Source organism: Micromonospora inaquosa (assembly GCF_003857055.1).
Taxonomy (GTDB): domain Bacteria; phylum Actinomycetota; class Actinomycetes; order Mycobacteriales; family Micromonosporaceae; genus Micromonospora; species Micromonospora inaquosa.
Genome location: NZ_QGSZ01000125.1, coordinates 1 through 16,998, shown reverse-complemented (window position 1 = coordinate 16,998; position 16,998 = coordinate 1). Strand labels below are relative to the sequence as shown.

Below are 16,998 nucleotides of genomic sequence, written 5' to 3'. Positions count from 1 at the left end.
CACTCGCCCCATGGGCATCGATGATTACCGGAGACACTCCGCCTACAGCGATCCCGGTCGGCACGGCGGGCTCCTCGACGCCGTGGCGGCCGACATCCCCACCGTGGCGGCGACCGCCCGCAACGTGATCGTCCACTACCGGGCCGGCGGCGTCGAGCTGCCCGACGACCGGCTGGACGAGGTGAACTGCCGCTGGGTGGGCCGCATCCTCGACACCGACCAGTCCCGGTTTCCGCTGCCCCTGACCGCTGAGCGTCCGGCCGTCGACCGGGTGGCCGGCTGCTGTCGGGACCACACACTGCTGTCGGTGGCGGTGCTGCGTCAACATGGCGTTCCCAGCCGCAGCCGGGTCGGTTTCGCCTCGTACTTCGTACCGGGCTGGCACCACGACCATGTGCTGGTGGAGTACTGGGACGGCCACCGGTGGGTGTGGGCCGACCCGGAGGTCGACCCGGCCGGCGGCTGGGGGTTCGACGGCTACGACATCGATCCGAAGGCCGGTCTGTTCGACTCGGCGGCGCGGGTGTGGGCGGCGTACCGGGCCGGGACGATCGATCCCGACGTCTACGGCGTGGCTCCCGACGTGTCGGCCCACGGCGGGTGGTTCATCTACGACTACGTCCTGCACGAGCTGGCCCACCGGCAGAAGGACGAGCTGCTGTTGTGGGACAGTTTCGGCGCGATGACCGACGACCTCGCCGACGCCGACCTCACGCTCGCCGACGAGATCGCCGCCCTGCTGCTCGCAGCCGACGACGGCGACGAGGCCGCGGAGAAGGCGCTCGCCGACCGGTACGCGACCGACAGCCGTCTACGTCCCGGCGCTCGGATACGCACCTTCTCACCGGTCTCCGGCACGGTGAGCGCTGTCGATCTGCGTCTCAGCCGAAGGTGAAGGCGTACGCCTGGGCACCGGGCTCGCCGAACGTGATCTCCAGGGTCCGTTCACTGACTGCGCCGTCCTGTCGGACGAGTTGGTAGAGGCGGCCGTCCTGGAGTATGCCGTTGCCGTCCTCGTCGACGTCGACGCCGTGTGACGGGCCGGGGGCGGCGCCGTCGAGCAGCACCCGGAACGGGATCGACTGTCCCGCCCCGGGGGCCAGCACGAGATGCGCGTCGCGGGCGTGGAACCGGACGGCGATGCCGCCGCCGTCCCGGTTGAGCGCGACGTTCTCCGACCCGATCGTCCACTCCCCCGCCAGGGCCCACTGGTTGAGGCCGAGGCTCTCCGGCACCTGGTAGGCACGGCGTTCGTCGAGCGCGGGCTCGTTCGGCGAGGCGAAGTGTTCGCCGCGACTGAAACCGAGGTACGTCTCGGGCGTACGCAGGTTGTCCCAGCCGGCCTCCGCCTCCGGGCCGACACCCGTGACGGGTACGGGTTCACGCTCGATGCCGAGCAGTTGTTGCAGCGTCCGCTCGGACTGCTCGTAGCGGCCCTCACCGAAGTGCTCATCGCGGATGACGCCGTCGGTGTCGACGAAGTAGAGCGCCGGCCAGTAGTGGTTGCCGAAGGCGCGCCAGATCGCGTAGTCGTTGTCGACCGCCACCGGGTAGTCGATCGACCGCGCGGCGACCGCCCGTCGCACCCAGTCGACGTCGTACTCGAAGCCGAACTCGGGCGTGTGCACCCCGACGACGATCAGCCCGTCGTCGCGGTACGCCTGCGACCAGGCGCGCACGTACGGCTCCTGGCGCAGCCAGTTGATGCAGGTCAACGTCCAGAAGTTGACCAGGACGACGCGCCCGCGGGGGCTGGGTGGCTCGGAGTTGAGCCACTCGACCGCCCCGTTGAGCGGGGGCAGGTGCATGGTCATCTAGCGCAGCGACCGGAAGGCGGTGCGAAGCTCCTCGGAGAAGATCTTCGGCTGTTCCCAGGCCGCGAAGTGCCCGCCCACGTCGAGCTTGTTGTAGTAGATGAGGTTGGGGTACGCCTGCTCGGCCCAACTCTGCGGCGCCTCGTACAGCTCGTCGGGGAAGACGCTCACGGCGACCGGGATGTTCACGCCCTTGGTGGCGAAGAACGACAGCTTGTTCTCCGCGTACAGCCGGGACGCCGAGACGGCGGTGTTCGTCAACCAGTAGAGCGAGATGTTGTCCAGGATGTCGTCGCGGGTCAGGCCGGCTTTGGCCCCGTCGAAGACCTGCGCGATCAGGGCCAGGCTCTTCGCATCGTGGTCGAGCAGGAAGGACGCCAGACCGACCGGAGAGTCCGCCAGACCGGTCAGCGTCTGCGGACGCGTCGCCATCATGAGGGCGTAGGCGACGTGCTTCCAGACGAAGTTCACTTCCTCGGCGGCACGCATCTCGTCGTCGGACAGGCCGGATGGCAGCGAGCCCATGGCGTTGTTCGCGCCGGTGGTGTCGCCCTGGAACAACAGGTCGATCTCGGGTGGGACCGCACCGGGCATGTTGGTGTGGATGCCGAGCAGTTCCGGAGGTGCCTGGAGGCCCATCTGGTCGACGACGACAGCGCCCCAGTCACCGCCCTGTGCGACGAACCGGTCGTAGCCGAGCCGTTTCATCAGCTCGGTCCAGGCGGTCGCGATCTTCTGCGGGTTCCACCCCGACTCGGTCGGTTTGCCGGAGAAGCCGTGGCCGGGCAGGGACGGGATCACCAGGTGGAAGGCGTCCGAGGCGCTTCCGCCGTGCGCGGTGGGGTCGGTGAGCGGCTCGATGATCTTCATCTGCTCGATGATCGACCCGGGCCAGCCGTGGGTGACGATGAGCGGCAGCGCGTCCTCGTGCTTCGAGCGCACGTGGATGAAGTGGATGTCCACCCCGTCGATGGTGGTCATGAACTGCGGCACGGCGTTCAGCCGGGCCTCGACCTTGCGCCAGTCGTACTCGTTCTCCCAATAGCGGGCGACGGCCTGAATGGTCGCGAGTGGCACGCCCTGCGACTGGTCGTCCACCGTTTCCTTGTCCGGCCAGCGGGTCGCCTTGATGCGCCTTTTCAGGTCATCGAGGTCGGCCTGGGGAATGTCGACCGAGAACGGTCGAATCTCCGTGGTGCCCGGACGAGTCTTGGTTTTGACAGCCATGCGTGTTTCCTCTCCGTCTAGGTTTGCGCCTCGCGAGGAGAAATCATGGGGTGAAAGGCTCTGCCCGGACGTGCGCGCCGACAATGGGCACGCCGCCGCCATATCTCGGAGCCTAGAACGCTGCACCCCGGCCCGTGGCGATACGGCTCGTCAGTGCGGGTGCCCGGGGGCCGCGACGGCGTGTTCGGCGGCACGGCTGACCTGCTCCCAGCCCGCCCAGGTGTCCATCCGCCGACGGGAGAGGTCGAACGCCAGGTCGTAGACCATGCTGCCGAGCAGGAGCCGCAGCGGCGGGTCGTCGCTGTCGACCAGGCGCAGCAGCGCCTCGGCGGCCAGCCGGGGCTCGCTGTCGATCGAGCCTTCCGCCCACTGGCGTTCCAGCTCGGCGCGTAGTGGCGCGTAGGCGTCCATCGGGGTGGTGGCACGCACGCTGGTGTAGAGGTCGGTCCAGTAGCCACCCGGCTGCACGATGCTGACAGTGATGTCGAAGGCCGCAGCCTCCATTGCCAGGGCTTCGCTCATGCCTTCCAGGGCGAATTTGCTCGCGCTGTACAGGCCGGTGCTCGGGAAGCCGCCGAGCGCGGCGATGCTGGAGACCTGCACGATGTGGCCGGAGCGTTGGGCGCGCAGGTGGGGCAGCACGGCCTGGCTGACCCAGAGCGCACCGAAGAGGTTGACCTCGAACTGGGCGCGCGCCTCGGCCTCGGTGAACTCCTCGATCATGCCCATGGACAGGGTGCCGGCGTTGTTGACGACGATGTCGAGCCGGCCGAAGTGCTCGACAGCGGTGTTCACGGCGGCGATGACCGCCGCCCGGTCGGTCACGTCGAGGGTGAGGGCCAGCAGCCGACCGGCGTACTTCTCGTCGAAGTCGTCCTTGGCGATGCTCCGGGCGGCGGCGACCACCCGGTCGCCCCGGTCAAGCGCGGCGTCGGCGAAGGCGCGGCCCAGGCCGCGGCTGGCACCGGTGATGAACCAGGTACGCATGTGCGTCTCCCACCGTTTCAAGACGAGACGGTCCGTCTCGTTATGAGTCGAGACTAGGCCTGCGGGCCGCCAACGTCAAGACGAGACGGTTCGTCTCGTACGCTGGTATCGTTTCGCCCATGACGCCCAACACGGCCCGGCGGCGCGAGACCTCCCGACGCGCCATCCTCACCGCGGCCTTCGACCTGCTTCAGGAAACGGGGTACGCGAAGCTCAGCATCGAGGGCATCGCTGCGCGGGCCGGCGTCGGCAAACAGACCATCTACCGCTGGTGGCCGTCGAAGGGCGCTGTCATCTTCGACGCCTTCCTCATGCTCAGCGAGGCCACCGAGGGTGGGCCGCCGACGCTGCCGGACACCGGCGACCTGGCGGCGGACCTGACCCTGGTGCTGCGCGCGACTGTCGAGGAGATGAACGACCCCCGGTACGAGCAGCCGATGCGCGCGCTGGCCACCGAGATCGCGCTCGACCCCGTACTGGCGGCGGCGTACGCCGAACGGCTGGACGGGCCGTTGAAGGAGGCCAAGCGGCAGCGCCTGCGCAGCGCCCAGCAGGCCGGGCAGATCGCCGAGGACGTCGACCTCGACGTGGCGGTGGACCTGATCTGGGGTCCGTTGTTCAGTCGCTGGCTGCAACGCACCGGCCCGCTCACCGCCGAGTACGCCGACCTCGTCGTCAGCACCGCCCTCGACGGGTTGCGCCCCCGCCTCTCGGCCGGGTAACTAACCCTGGCGCGCGGTGCAGATCACGTAGCCCCTGGGGTCACGCCACGGCCCCACCTCGGGGGCGAACCAGGCGCTGCCGGGCCGGCACTTGCCCAATCGTCAGAGCATTTCCGTGCGGTATACGGGAGCCAACTCGGCTGCGCGCTGCCGCCGCTCCGCCATCTCGTCGTCGGTGAGTCGCGGCGGCGGCGCGTCCCTGCTCGCTACCTCGTCGCCGACGCGCATGAAGTATTCGTCCTGAGCGGCGGGGGTGCACATGCACAGCATGCGCGCGGGCGCGCCGGAGACGTTACGGAAGTTGTGCGGGGCGTTGGCCGGGATGTTCACGGTGGAGCCGGCCCGCACGATGCGCTTCTCGCCACGGAAGGTGAACTCGATCTCGCCCTCAAGAAGGGTGAACATTTCCTCGAAGTCGTGCCGGTGTGGCGGCGGGCCGCCGCCGTCGGGCACGCGCATGTCGATGAGGCAGTACTGCCCGTTGGTCTGCTTGCCGGTGATCAGCATGGCGTAGTTGCCCCCGGCGAGAGAGATATAGGTGGTCGCGGGGTCGTCGGGGTTCGCCACCGTCAGAGTTCGGGTCGGGTCGTCGTCCGGGATGCCAGCGGCGGCGCTGTTGAAGTCGGTCATGCTGCTTGCCTTTCTTGGTGTAGTTCTTCGAGGTGGGATGGGATCTTGCTGATGCTCTCCTTCTTCTCCGGACGGCGGGGCGGCCAAACGGAACATATCGGCCGGGGGTGCCGCGATGCGGCAGACCGGGAGGACCTCGTCGACCAGGGCCAGCATCAGGCCGCGACGCGGTCGGCGCCGTTGTTGCGCCGCTGCGAGATCGTGCGGCAACATCATGCGCCGTGACGGCACCAGGCACGGCACCTGACAACGACACCCCGGCTAGCACCAGTGGCACGCCCCGGTCGAGTCGGCGGGTCAGACACTGGTTGGCCGGTGCCGGGGTCACCGTCCTGGCCGCCGTTCTCGGCATCACCCTCGCCGTGCGCGGCGGTGCCACCCCGGCCTGCGCCGCGCCGCCGACGGGCAACGCCGTCCACAAGGGAAAGGCCAGCTTCTATGACGCGGGCCGCTCGGGCGGCAACTGCTCCTTCCCGGGCCCGCCGGCGGACCGGCTCTACGTGGCCCTCGGCGCGTCCCAGTACTCCGGATCGGCGGCCTGCGGCAGCTACCTGGAGGTGAGCGGCCCGAAGGGCACGGTCCGGGTCGTGGTGATGGACCAGTGCGGCGGCTGCGGAGCCAGCAAGATCGATCTTTCCACCGAGGCGTTCACCAAGATCGCCGACCGGTCGCAGGGCATCGCGCCCGTGACGTACCGGGCGGTGGTGAACCCGCCGCTCGACGGCGGCCTCACCTTCCGGATGAAGGGCGGCGCATCGAAATACTGGTTCGCGGTGCAGGTCGGCAACCACGGCAACCCGCTGCGCTCGGTGGAGGCGAAGGGGCCCAGCGGCGGCTTCCGCAAGGCCGCCCGCCAGACCGACAACTACTGGACCGTGGAGGACGGGCTCGGCCCCGGCCCGTACAGCATCAGGGTCACCGACGTGTACGGACGCCAGGCGACCGCCACCATCCGGATGGTCGCGAAGCAGGTCCAACGCAGCACGGCCACCCTCGCCGCGCCCGACGCCGTCCGTACGCCGAGCAGTTCGCCCTCGGCCCCGCCGTCCCCCACCGTCGCGCCCTCGCCGACCTCGGCGGAGACGAGCGCGCCGGTGGCGACCGTCGAAGCCCTCGCCGGTGCCGCCCCGCTCGACAACTCCGCCTGCTGACAGCTATCGGTGCCGAGAAGCGCTCCGCAGATCATCGGGCGGTTCGACGCTGGCTTCCCTGCCACGCCGCACCGCCAGGGCAATTGCCAACGTGGCGTCCACGACGGTGAGTGATGCCATGGCGATCGCTCCCGCTCGGGCCCGACGATTACCGTCCGGGCGGTTGGCCTCCGTCGCATAGCAACCGGCCAACGCGAGATTCAAGGCGGCGCGCGCCGCCATCCAGGGCCAACGGGGACGCCCCCACAGGACGCCAGAGCCGACAACGAGGTCGGTCAGGCCGACCGCTCCGGCCAACACGGGACGGTCGCCCAGCCCGAGGGCCGTCGCGCTGCGTCGTGGCCTGGCCGTCAGCACCACACCGAAGCCAAGCGTCACGACACCGACAACGTTCGCCAGTTCGTCCGCGCGCCGTCGAGTCATGACCGACATTAAACTCCCCGCCGGTCGCTTCGACCCGCACGCACACATCGACCGTCTCCGCACAGCGGCGACGGCCCTCCCCGCACGGCGGCGCCTGTCGGACGAGCGCGACCGCCGACGAGAGAGAGAAGAGACACCCGCCAGAGCTGGTTGACAGGTGTTTCGCTCCGGTGACAGCGTTGTCATCGACTCATTTCCTCCATATGAGACGAGGAGCACATCTTGCTCTATCGGCACTCACAGCGCCGCCGTGCGACAGCCGCCGCCACACTCGGCATTCTCGTCACGGGGCTGGCGCTCGCTCCGTCCGCGCCGGCCCAGGCCGGCCGCGACAAGGCGAAAGACGGGGCCGTTCGGTCGGGCAACGCACGTTTCGAGGTGCTGTCCCCGACCCTGATCCGCACCGAGTACCAGAAGGACGGCACGTTCACCGACGCCGCCACCTTCAACGCCATCGGGCGCGACGACTTCCCCCGTACGCGTTTCACCCAGCACGTCGAGCACGGTTGGCTCACCATCGACACCGGCGCGATGACGTTGCGTTATCAGGTCGGCTCGGGGTCGTTCACCGCCGACAACCTGACCGTGCAGCTCAAGGCCGGCAAGCAGCTCGTGCAGGGCCAGCCCTGGGCCGGTCACACCGCGCCGGCCTGCACGTTCGGCGCGCTCTGCGAGGCCGAGGCGCTACAGCTGAACGGCCCCGGCGTGGCCACCGACCACCAGGGACACACCGGACGCGGCTTCGCTGCCGGTTTCGCCTCGTCCGGCGACTCCGTCACCTTCGCGCTCGACGTGCCGGAAGCCGGCACGAAGCAGCTCACCGTTCGCTACGCCAACAGCACCGGCGGCGACGGGCAGAACGTGGCCCGCACCCTGACGGTGCAGGTCGACGGCGACGCGGGCCGGACCCTGACGCTGCCGCCCACCACGAACTGGGACACCTGGGCGCTGGCCAACGTGCCGGTCGACCTCACCGCGGGCCGCCACGAGATCAGCGTCGTGCGGGGCCCCAACGACTCCGGCAACGTGAACATCGACAGCCTCGCGGTGGTCAACCCGGGTGACGCGTACCCGGCGCCGGCCGCACCCCAGCCGCAGCCCCTGCGCTTCGGCACGCTGGGCGAGGCCGAGACCGGCGCGCTGACCGGTGGCGCGAAGCCCGCGAACGACCACAACGGCGCTTCCGGTACCGGGTTCCTGGCCGGCCTGGAGAGCACCACGTCGGCTGTCGCGCTCACCGTGACGGATGTGCCGTCAGCGGGTGACTACCAGGTGCAGATCCGCTACGCCAACGGCCAGGCCAGCTCCCAGCCGAGCCAGGCGCGCACCATGTCGGTCACGGCTGGGACGGCGGCGCCGGTCACGGCGACCCTTCCGCCGACCAGCGGGTGGGACTACTGGAACACCGTCTCCGTTCCGGTCCACCTCGACCGTGGCACCAACACCGTGAACCTGGGCTGCCCCACGGACGCCAGCTGCAACGTCAACGTGGACACGGTCGCCGTCACGGGCAAGGACTCCCCGCTGCTCGCCCCGCACGCGCCGCTCGGCGGCTACCGCCGCGGCCTGGACGGCGTGACGGGCTCCGCGCTCACCGCTCCCGGCCTGCTCTACCAGGACGGCTGGTACCTGCTCGACGACTCGGCGTCGGCCCTGAGCAACACCAAGCCCCGGCCCGCCCCCGAACAGGACGGCTACGTCTTCGCGTACGGGCAGGACTTCACCCGAGCTCTGCAGGACCTGTCGACCCTGACCGGGCCCACGAAGCTGCTGCCCGAGTGGGCGTACGGGGTGTGGTACTCCGAGTACTACGACCGCACCGCGACCGAGTTCCAGAACCTGGTCGCCCGGGCCAAGACCGAGGGTATGCCGCTGGACGTGCTCGTCCTCGACACCGACGTCAAGGCCCCGGACAAGTGGAACGGCTGGAGCATCGACCCCACCCGGATTCCCGACCCCAAGGCGTTCTTCAAGTGGGCCAAGAAGCAGGGCCTGCACACCGGCATCAACATCCACCCGAGCATCCTCGGCTCGGACCCGAAGTTCGCCAAGGCGCAGGCCACCGCGAAGGGCAAGCTCCAGCGCGTCGGCTGCAACGGCGGCCCGGACTGCTACACGTTCGACTTCGGCGACCCGGACCAGCTCAAGGCGTACCTGCAGCTGCACGACGAGATGCTGCCCAAGGGCAGCAAGGGCCCGGACCTGTGGTGGCTGGACTGGTGCTGCGACAACACGAAGTCGTCGCTCGCCGGCGTGACCGGGGACGCCTGGATCAACCAGCAGTACGCCGACAAGACCGGTTTCGCGTTCTCCCGGGCGTACGGCTCGTTGCAGGCCGGCGGCTACGGCAGCCCGACCCCGGTGTCGACCGGACCGTGGGCCGACAAGCGCACCACACTGCACTTCACCGGTGACACCACCTCCGACTGGTCGACCCTTCAGATGGAGGTCGGCTACACGCCGGGCGAGTCGGCAGCGACCGGGTTGGCCGCGGTCAGCCACGACATCGGCGGGCACACCGGCGGCCTGCAGGAGCCGGGCACCGAGCCGGGCAGCACCAAGCTGCCCGATGACCTCTACGCCCGGTGGGTCCAGTTCGGCACGTTCCAGCCGATCGACCGGCTGCACTCCAACCACAGCGACCGGCTGCCCTGGCAGTACGGCCCGGAGGCGAACGCGTCGGCCAAGAAGTTCCTGAACCTGCGCAAGGAACTTCAGCCGTACACCTACGCCGCCGCCAAGGAGGCCACCCGCACCGGTACGCCCATCGTCCGGTCGATGTACCTGGCGTACCCCAATGAGCAGGCCGCGTACGCCACCGCCGGATCCCAGTACCTCTACGGCCCGGACTACCTGGTCGCACCAGTGACGACGCCCGGCACCACCACCACGACGTCGGTGTGGTTCCCGCCGGGCAACAGCTGGACCGACATCTTCACCGGGAAGACGTACCGGGGCGGCACCACGCAGAACATCACCACCACCCTGGACACCATGCCGGTGTTCAAGAAGCACTGACGGGGCTGGTTTCCCGAGTTACCGACGCCGGCCGGGTGGGGCAACCCACCCGGCCGGCGCGTTGGCTGGCTATCGGTGCGACCGCCGGGCCAGCGACAGCCAGCCGAGGAACCGGGAGTGCATCGCCGGCAGATCCGGGCACAGCCCCAGGCCGTACGCGTCGTCGATCGCCTCCTGCATCGACGCGGCCAGGTAGAACGCCAGCGCGATCGAGTGGCCGTAGAACTCGGCCACGAGGCCGAGCTGAGCCGGGCGACACGGCCAGGGCGCGGCGCAGTTGCGGCACAACCACGCCGGGCGCATCGGCAGGTGCGGGCGAGGACGGGTGCTCATCCGACCCGCACCGGACGTCGCCGACGTTTGGCCGGCCTGCTCGGCACGACGGGCAGGGCCTGCAATCGCACGCCCGCCCGCATCACGTACAGCTCGCGGCGCGCCACCGCATCGCCCGCCGCGTTCAGCTCGTAGCCCTCAATCCAGACCCACCCGTGGTACGTGTGCCACTCGGGCAACTCGCGGATGACGCGTACGAAGATCGGGCGCAGGAACTGCACGCTCGCCGCGGTGGTCAGACAGACCACGTCCCCGGCCTTCATCTTTCCGATCTTCTCGGGTTCGTCGTCGGGCACGGTCTCCCCCTCGGTGCCGTTGGGAAGGGGCCGCCCCCGTGAGTGCTCGCCCGCCGGGAGCGGCCCCGCTACGAACGCGACCGCCGGGTTTCGTGGTCCCTACCAGCCGCGCCGTCTGGTGACACTCTGCTGTGGAGGCCACTACGCTCGGAAGGTGCTTTCGTCGTCCGGGCTGACCTGGCCCAACGGGGTCGCGACGTGTGGCACCTCGGGTAGTCGATCTCCGATTTGAGGAGCGTTGAATGGCTGACGTGCCAAGTCCCCTCGCGGACTTCATCGTGAGCGAGATCCGCCGTGCTCGTGGAGCGTCCGGAATGACTCAAGAGTCGTTCGGCCGGGCAGCGGGCTTCAGCGCCTCCCACGTCAGCGCCGTGGAAAGCGGCACCCGAGCATTGACGATGGACTTCATCAAGGGCGCCGACCGCGCCTTCAACAACGACGGGTTGTTCGGACGCCTGGTGGTGAAACTCGGCGCACCGTCGTGGTTCCTGCCATGGCTGGACGCCGAACGCGGCGCCCGGCAGCTTCGTCTCTTCGAGCCACTACTGATCCCGGGCCTACTCCAGACCGAGAACTACGCCCGCGTCGTGATGCGCCTGAACGACCTCATGTCCGCCACTGAGGTCGATCAACAGGTGAGCGCTCGCATGAGCCGACACAAAATCCTCACCGGCGACACACCGCCGCAGGTGGTGGCCGTGCTGGACGAGTCCACGCTTCGCCGTGCCGGCGACGAGCACGCCGGCATCATGGCCGAGCAGGTCGCCCACCTCATCACCGTCGCCGAGCTACCGCACGTTCACATCCACGTGATCCCGGCGGGCGCCGGCCTGCACATCGGGCTGTCCGGGCCGTTCGCGCTGTCACGAGCCGGCGACGGTACCTGGATCGGGCACCTCGAAAATCAGCTAGGCGGGATCGTGGTCGATAACGATGATGGGCTTCATACTCTTCAAACGAGGTGGGAGAACGTGCGGAACGAAGCACTCCCGCGCCGACAGTCCAACGAGCTGATGAAGGAAGTGCGCAGCCATCATGGACCTCACTAACGCCACCTGGCGCAAGTCCCGACGCAGCGGATCGTCCGGGGGCAACTGCGTCGAGGTCGCCGACAACCTCCCCGGTGTTGTGGCCGTCCGCGATTCGAAGGACGTGGCAGGACCGGCACTGACCTTCGCCCCCGCCGCCTGGGCCGCGTTCGTCGCCCAGATCGGCGAGCGGTCTTAACCAGAGCAGCACACCGGGCGGCTGGTTCGCTGGGCGACGGACGGGCCGAACTGCGGGCCGACGTGCAGCTACAGGTGCCGTCCCTGGCTTGTTGCACCGCGGTACACGAGTGGTGCGTGGTCGGCTTGGAGGGCGGCCGTCAACTGATCCAAGCCCAGCGAACCCAGCTCCAGCGCGTGACGATGGAATGCGCGTGGTCGCCGGGGAAGGACGAGCGGCCTGCCAGCCACGCGCGCTCACCCACCTTGTAGGCCAGCGCCTGCCCTGGGCGGCCCAGGTAACGCCCGAGTTCGGCGGAGGCGTACGGCCCCTGGTGACAGCGGTCCCGCAGCAGCTCCAGCGCAGCATCCGGCGTCCACGCTGCTCCGTCACCGGAGGGCATCGGCAGTCGCAGGTGCAGGCCGATGTCGAGCACAACCCGTGCCGCCGTGGGCGCGGATGATGCGGCGGGCGAAGGCGGCGAACTCGTCGTTCTCGACGACCTGACGTCGCTCGCTGCGGGACGGGTGTGCGTCAAGGACGCCTCGACGGTGAACATCAGTGACCGAATTCGTCGATGCCGGCTGCCGGCGATGTCCGACTCCATTCGATCCGCGACAGATTGACGCCACGAGATGCTTGACGACTCCGGCTAGAACGAAGCTTGGCCAGATTGCCCGGTCTTCGAGGGTTCGGCAGGCCTGGTTACGTGGTCATTTCGCCGCGGCGGCTGGCTGCCAAGTGATCCGTTCATAGCAGACCAGGGCGATCAAGATGATGGCGACTAGAGCGAGGGCAGCGAAGGCGGGAAGGTGCCGGGCGACGGGCAGCAGCGCGAGGATGGCGCCGACCGCGAGGATCGAAGCGGGTGGGGTGTGTCGGACGGTGAGTCGAAGGAACAGGGCCCGACCAATGAGGTAGAGGGCGGGGCCGCCGAACAGAGCTGTGGTTGAGGTCCAGTCCAGCGGGGCCCCAGCGGGTCGCTGGAGTGGGTGGTCAGCCATGTGGGCGATGACCACCTCGATGCCGATGGCCAGGTAGATGATTCCGGCGATGAGCAGGAAGTGAGCCAAGCTGTAGGCGATGCTGCCGGTCCGAGTCCGCTCCGGAACGGGGATCCGCGCCAGGGCTTGTCCGGCAGGCGCGGCGGCGTTTTCGAAGTACAGCCACCACAGGGCCAGCGCCGTGCTCAGGGCGAGCAGCGCAGCGACAATGGCCAGCCAATGAGTGACCATCGATCCGGCGCCGACGCCCACCGAGATCAGCGACTCGCCCAGAGCGATGATTACTATCAGGCCGTGCCGCTCGGCGAAATGGCTGGGGCTGGGCAACGCAGCGCGTCCGGCAGACACCGCGATGAATAGGCCGCTGATGCAGTCGATCAGGAACGCCGCGGCCCACAACAGCGTCTGCGCGGCGCCGCCGAGCACCGCGCCGAACAGCAGCGCAATCAGGCCCACCGAGACGGGGATGACCCGGAAGCGCAGCGAAGCGCGTAGCCGCGCGTTACCGGCCGATATGTGCCAGACGAGAGCCAGATATACCGACCGGACAATGATGTAGACGAAAGCCAGAGCCACGGGCGCGGCCAGTGACTGGGTGCCGTCCTCCCGCCACGCCGCGGGCAGGACCAAGGCGGCAACGAACATCGCGGCCATGACAACGGCGTTTCCGGCGCGGACCAGGCCCACGTCGGCGCGGACCTGGTTGGCCAACCAAGCGTAGTTAGTGAACGGCCACCACAGGAGCAGCAGGAGCACAAGGCCATGCGTCAGCCCGAGTGGCGTCGGTGTCTGTGCCGTGAACGTCGCCACCTGGATGAAGGCGAACACGAACACCAGGTCGAAGAACACCTCGAACGGCGTGGTCCGATGGGTTGGCCCGGTGGGCACCGGCGGCCCGGCTCGGAAGATGTGCCTCATAGGCCTATCTTGTTCGCCCGACATCCGACAGATCCGGATTCAACACTTTTCCGGCAGTCGCCGCTGGCCACCACGGATGACTTCGGCGCTGCTCGCGGATACCCCCTGGTGGGCGACGGACGAGTCGACCTGTACGCCGGATTCTGTGCGCGGCGCGTACCCCGAGGGGTTTGCGCCGGCGGCGGCCATCCATCTCGGCCTGCCGTTGCCGACAGGCTCTAGCGGCCTACCCGCAGACATCGGGCGGGCAGCCCTCAAGCGTCTGCGCCGGGTCGTCATCTTGCGGTGACGGCCCTTGCTTGGCCTTGCTCCGGGTGGGGTTTACCGAGCCACCCCGGTCACCCGGGGTGCTGGTGGGCTCTTACCCCACCGTTTCACCCTTACCGTCCCCGTTGGGGTCGGCGGTCTGTTTTCTGTGGCACTGTCCCGCGGGTCGCCCCGGGTTGCCGTTAACAACCACCCTGCCCTGTGGAGTCCGGACGTTCCTCGGCGGCGGGCCGAAGCCCGCCGACGCGGCCGCCCGGTCGACTCGTCCGTCGCGCTTTCATCCTAACGACGAGCGTGCTGCCGGTATTGCCGCCCCGCCTGGGCAAGATCGCCCAGCTCATGGATGGTCCGGCGAATCCTTCTCGCGAGGCGACGGCTAGCCTCGTGGGGCTATGGATCTCTCCCACGCCGCGCTGCTGCTCGCCGCCGGTCTCGCCGCTGGCACTGTCAACGCGGTGGCCGGTGGCGGTTCGCTGATCACCTTTCCGGCGATGATCGCGGTCGGGTTGCCTCCGGTGCCGGCGAACGTCAGCAACTCCGTCGCCGTGTTCCCCGGCTATCTGGCCAGTGTGGCGGGCAGCCGGCAGGACCTGCCGCGCCCCCGTGCACTGGCCACGCTGGTGCCCACCACCATCGTGGGCACGATCGTCGGGGCGTTGCTGTTGCTGGCCACTCCGGCCCGCGCGTTCGAGCTGGTCGTACCGTTTCTGGTGCTCGGCGCGACAGCGATCCTGGCCTTCCAGGATCCGCTGCGCCGGCTGGTCGGTCACCCCCGGGACCTGTCCCCGCGCCAGCGGACCGTCACGGTGCAGACGATGGTCGCGCTGGGTGCGGTGTACGGCGGGTACTTCGGTGCGGCGCTCGGGGTGATGCTGGTGGCCGGGCTGGCCCTGGTGTTGGACGCGACCCTGGCCCGGGTGAGCGCGATCAAGAATCTGCTCTCCGCGGTGGTGGGGTGCACGACGCTGGTGGTGTTCGCACTGTTCGGCCCGTTGAACTGGGCGGCGGTCGCGGTGGTCGCGCCGGCCACCCTGATTGGCGGGTACGCGGGTGCCCGGCTGGTCCGTCGGCTGCCGCCGGTGGTGCTCAAGACGGTGATCGTGGTGTTCGGTACGACGATCGGCCTCTACCTGCTCTGGCGCGCACTGAACTGACCCGCCGCCCGACGCGAAGATCCGCCCGGCCTACCGGGAAACCGCTGCGTCAGCGCGCGGTGAAGCAGCGGTTTCCCGACAAAGCGTGTGGATCTTGAGAACGAGTCGGTGTCAGTACGCCTCGCCTACCGGCTCTTCGGCGGTGTTCTCGGCTTTCGCGGCGGCGCGGTTCCAGCGGGACCAGAGCACCCGCTCGCCGTAGCCGGCGGCCATCACGTGCGCGAAGACCAGGTAGACGAGCACGCCGACGGCGAGCACCCCGAAGCCCACCCAGAACGGCAGTGACAGCGACTGCTCGGCGAGCTTGCCGGAGATGATCGGCGCCGGTGCGGCGGCGCCCCAACGGACCAGGTTGAACGCGCCGGTGGCGACCCGACGGTCGCTGGAGCCGAGACCGAGCGCCAGGTCGGTGAGGTTGGCGTTGGCCAGCCCCATGCAGAGTCCGGCGACCACGAGCACCACGAGCGACTCGGCGGTGCTGGTGGAGGTGGCGAAGAGGACCATGCAGACCAGCAACCCGGCGATGGCCACGCCGACGGTCTGCACCGCGCCGATGCGGTGGGCCAGCCGGTGACCGATGACCAGGATGCCGGCGGCCAGGCCCAGCCCCCAGCCGGTGAACGCGAGCCCCAGCGGGATGACGTCCAGGCCCAGGAATAGCGGCGTGTAGCCGAGCACCACGAAGAAGACGAAGTTGTACGTGCCGGTCACCACGCAGAGCACGATGAACGCCGGGCGGCGGTAGGTGGCGAAGATCTGGCCGACGCGTACCGGGGCCTGCCGGTTGGTGGGTTCGCGCAGCTTGCGGGCAGCCACACCGAGGGCGAGGACCATGAACACCCCGCAGACGAAGAACGGCAGTCGCCAGCTGACCTGACCGAGCAGGCCGCCGATCAGTGGGCCGACGGCGAAGCCCAGACCGAGTGCGGTCTCGAAGAGGCCGACCGCCCATTCCCGGTCGACGGCCAGGTTGACCAGCACCACCATGGCGGTGGCGAAGAACATCGCGTTGCCCAGCCCCCACACGCCGCGCAGCACGGAGAGCTGCACGATGTTGTCGCTGAGCGAGGCGAGGATCGCGGCCACGCCGACCACGGAGACGCCGGTGATCAGCACCGGCTTGAAGCCAAACCGGCCGCTGGCCAGCGTCGCCGGGATCATGCCAAGAGCCATGACCGCGATGTACGCGGTGAACAGCAGCTCGACCTGCCAGGCGGTGACGCCGATCGCCTCACCGATGGCCGGCAGGATCGGGTCGACGACGGCGATGCCGGCGATGGCGAGAAAGGCCACCAGTGTGGTGGCGTAGATGGCACTGCGGTTCGGTTCGGAACGCCGATCCACTCCGACTCCTCAGATAGCTGTATCGTACAGGTATTTATTCTGTATCATACAGCTATGAGCGACGACCATGACGAGAGCACCCTCGGCCAGATCGAGACCGAGGTGGCGCTGCTGATGCGCTTCGGCGAGGCCACCCGGCGGGCCACCGGCACCGCCGAGCACCGGGTGCTGGACCGCGCGGCGTACGTGATCCTGCGCCACCTGGCCGACGCCGGCCCGCAGAACGTCTCGGCGCTCGCCGCCCGACTCAACCTGGACGGCTCGACCGTCACCCGGCAGGTGTCCGCGCTTCAGCGCGACGGCCTGATCACCCGCACCCCGGACCCGAGCGACGGACGCGGCACCGTCATCTCCCCCACCCCGGCCGGCCTGCAGCGGATGGCCGCCGTGCAGGCCGCCCGCACCCGGCTCTACGGCGACATGCTGGCCGACTGGAGCGCAGAGGACCGAACCACCCTGGCCGCCCTACTGACCCGCCTAAACCAGGCCCTGATCAACCGCAAC

General features: G+C 69.1%; 19 protein-coding genes and 1 other RNA gene. 10 read left to right on the top strand and 10 right to left on the bottom strand.

The genetic code is table 11. The annotated features are described in order from the left end of the window. Positions 1 to 10 precede the first annotated feature (10 nt). The gene (locus DLJ59_RS03520; protein WP_124771072.1) at positions 11 to 895 is read left to right on the top strand and encodes a transglutaminase domain-containing protein; all 885 of its coding nucleotides are present in this window, start codon (positions 11 to 13) and stop codon (positions 893 to 895) included. Here DLJ59_RS03520 and DLJ59_RS03515 read toward each other — a convergent pair. The 3 genes from DLJ59_RS03515 to DLJ59_RS03505 form a co-directional block, all read right to left on the bottom strand. After that, positions 882 to 1,814: a redoxin family protein gene (locus tag DLJ59_RS03515; protein ID WP_124771071.1), complete on the bottom strand. Its 933-nt coding sequence runs from the start codon at positions 1,812 to 1,814 to the stop codon at positions 882 to 884. The two genes, DLJ59_RS03520 and DLJ59_RS03515, sit on opposite strands and share 14 nt — an antisense overlap. Continuing rightward, complete coding sequence (locus DLJ59_RS03510; protein WP_124771070.1) at positions 1,815 to 3,041, bottom strand: epoxide hydrolase family protein; 1,227 nt, start codon at positions 3,039 to 3,041, stop codon at positions 1,815 to 1,817. A gap of 150 nt (positions 3,042 to 3,191) precedes the next feature. Then, positions 3,192 to 4,028 (bottom strand): SDR family oxidoreductase, encoded by an 837-nt coding sequence (locus DLJ59_RS03505; RefSeq protein ID WP_124771069.1) that lies wholly within the window; start codon positions 4,026 to 4,028, stop codon positions 3,192 to 3,194. Positions 4,029 to 4,147: 119 nt separating this feature from the next. Between DLJ59_RS03505 and DLJ59_RS03500 the strand changes: the two genes are divergently transcribed. Beyond that, a complete protein-coding gene (locus tag DLJ59_RS03500; RefSeq protein WP_124771068.1) occupies positions 4,148 to 4,750 on the top strand; it encodes a TetR/AcrR family transcriptional regulator in 603 nt (200 codons plus the stop codon). A 102-nt stretch (positions 4,751 to 4,852) separates the two neighbouring features. Here the strand turns inward: DLJ59_RS03500 and DLJ59_RS03495 are convergent, their stop codons facing one another. After that, on the bottom strand, positions 4,853 to 5,380 hold the full coding sequence (locus DLJ59_RS03495) for a cupin domain-containing protein (protein ID WP_124771067.1): 528 nt from the start codon (positions 5,378 to 5,380) through the stop codon (positions 4,853 to 4,855). 51 nt (positions 5,381 to 5,431) lie between these two features. On the opposite strand from DLJ59_RS03495, the gene DLJ59_RS36230 reads away from it, so the two are divergent. From DLJ59_RS36230 to DLJ59_RS03485, 3 genes are all read left to right on the top strand, one after another. Then, the gene (locus DLJ59_RS36230; RefSeq protein WP_158630776.1) at positions 5,432 to 5,605 is read left to right on the top strand and encodes a hypothetical protein; all 174 of its coding nucleotides are present in this window, start codon (positions 5,432 to 5,434) and stop codon (positions 5,603 to 5,605) included. After that, positions 5,602 to 6,531, top strand: a complete 930-nt coding sequence (locus DLJ59_RS03490; RefSeq protein WP_124771066.1) for an expansin EXLX1 family cellulose-binding protein — start codon at positions 5,602 to 5,604, stop codon at positions 6,529 to 6,531. Before DLJ59_RS36230 ends, DLJ59_RS03490 begins: the two co-directional genes overlap by 4 nt. Positions 6,532 to 7,176: 645 nt before the next feature. After that, positions 7,177 to 9,972, top strand: coding sequence for a TIM-barrel domain-containing protein (locus tag DLJ59_RS03485; RefSeq protein WP_124771065.1), 2,796 nt, complete (start codon positions 7,177 to 7,179; stop codon positions 9,970 to 9,972). A gap of 69 nt (positions 9,973 to 10,041) precedes the next feature. Here DLJ59_RS03485 and DLJ59_RS03480 read toward each other — a convergent pair whose 3' ends face one another. Both DLJ59_RS03480 and DLJ59_RS03475 read right to left on the bottom strand, forming a co-directional pair. Beyond that, positions 10,042 to 10,305, bottom strand: coding sequence for a hypothetical protein (locus DLJ59_RS03480; protein ID WP_124771064.1), 264 nt, complete (start codon positions 10,303 to 10,305; stop codon positions 10,042 to 10,044). Further along, positions 10,302 to 10,601: a hypothetical protein gene (locus DLJ59_RS03475; RefSeq protein WP_425271384.1), complete on the bottom strand. Its 300-nt coding sequence runs from the start codon at positions 10,599 to 10,601 to the stop codon at positions 10,302 to 10,304. Before DLJ59_RS03475 ends, DLJ59_RS03480 begins: the two co-directional genes overlap by 4 nt. A 242-nt stretch (positions 10,602 to 10,843) precedes the next feature. Here DLJ59_RS03475 and DLJ59_RS03470 point away from each other — a divergent pair, with 242 nt between their 5' ends. Both DLJ59_RS03470 and DLJ59_RS03465 read left to right on the top strand, forming a co-directional pair. Then, entirely contained in the window at positions 10,844 to 11,650 is an 807-nt protein-coding gene (locus DLJ59_RS03470) for a helix-turn-helix domain-containing protein (protein WP_124771063.1), read from the top strand. Next, positions 11,637 to 11,828 (top strand): DUF397 domain-containing protein, encoded by a 192-nt coding sequence (locus DLJ59_RS03465; protein WP_124771062.1) that lies wholly within the window; start codon positions 11,637 to 11,639, stop codon positions 11,826 to 11,828. The genes DLJ59_RS03470 and DLJ59_RS03465 overlap by 14 nt, the downstream gene beginning before the upstream one ends. A 139-nt stretch (positions 11,829 to 11,967) precedes the next feature. Here the strand turns inward: DLJ59_RS03465 and DLJ59_RS03460 are convergent, their stop codons facing one another. After that, on the bottom strand, positions 11,968 to 12,210 hold the full coding sequence (locus DLJ59_RS03460; protein WP_425271385.1) for a DUF885 family protein: 243 nt from the start codon (positions 12,208 to 12,210) through the stop codon (positions 11,968 to 11,970). A 22-nt stretch (positions 12,211 to 12,232) separates the two neighbouring features. On the opposite strand from DLJ59_RS03460, the gene DLJ59_RS36810 reads away from it, so the two are divergent. After that, positions 12,233 to 12,433, top strand: coding sequence for a hypothetical protein (locus DLJ59_RS36810; RefSeq protein WP_208648537.1), 201 nt, complete (start codon positions 12,233 to 12,235; stop codon positions 12,431 to 12,433). A gap of 87 nt (positions 12,434 to 12,520) precedes the next feature. Here DLJ59_RS36810 and DLJ59_RS03455 read toward each other — a convergent pair whose 3' ends face one another. Together DLJ59_RS03455 and rnpB are read right to left on the bottom strand one after the other, a co-directional pair. Next, on the bottom strand, positions 12,521 to 13,729 hold the full coding sequence (locus tag DLJ59_RS03455; protein ID WP_279635722.1) for a low temperature requirement protein A: 1,209 nt from the start codon (positions 13,727 to 13,729) through the stop codon (positions 12,521 to 12,523). A gap of 116 nt (positions 13,730 to 13,845) precedes the next feature. Continuing rightward, positions 13,846 to 14,261, bottom strand: an RNA gene (gene rnpB, locus DLJ59_RS03450) — RNase P RNA component class A. A gap of 127 nt (positions 14,262 to 14,388) precedes the next feature. Between rnpB and DLJ59_RS03445 the strand changes: the two genes are divergently transcribed. Next, entirely contained in the window at positions 14,389 to 15,150 is a 762-nt protein-coding gene (locus DLJ59_RS03445) for a sulfite exporter TauE/SafE family protein (RefSeq protein WP_124771060.1), read from the top strand. Positions 15,151 to 15,261: 111 nt separating this feature from the next. Here DLJ59_RS03445 and DLJ59_RS03440 read toward each other — a convergent pair whose 3' ends face one another. Beyond that, positions 15,262 to 16,494: an MFS transporter gene (locus tag DLJ59_RS03440; RefSeq protein ID WP_124771059.1), complete on the bottom strand. Its 1,233-nt coding sequence runs from the start codon at positions 16,492 to 16,494 to the stop codon at positions 15,262 to 15,264. Between the two features lie 54 nt (positions 16,495 to 16,548). On the opposite strand from DLJ59_RS03440, the gene DLJ59_RS03435 reads away from it, so the two are divergent. Next, the coding region (locus DLJ59_RS03435) for a MarR family winged helix-turn-helix transcriptional regulator (RefSeq protein ID WP_148096926.1) at positions 16,549 to 16,998 on the top strand (450 nt) is incomplete at its 3' end.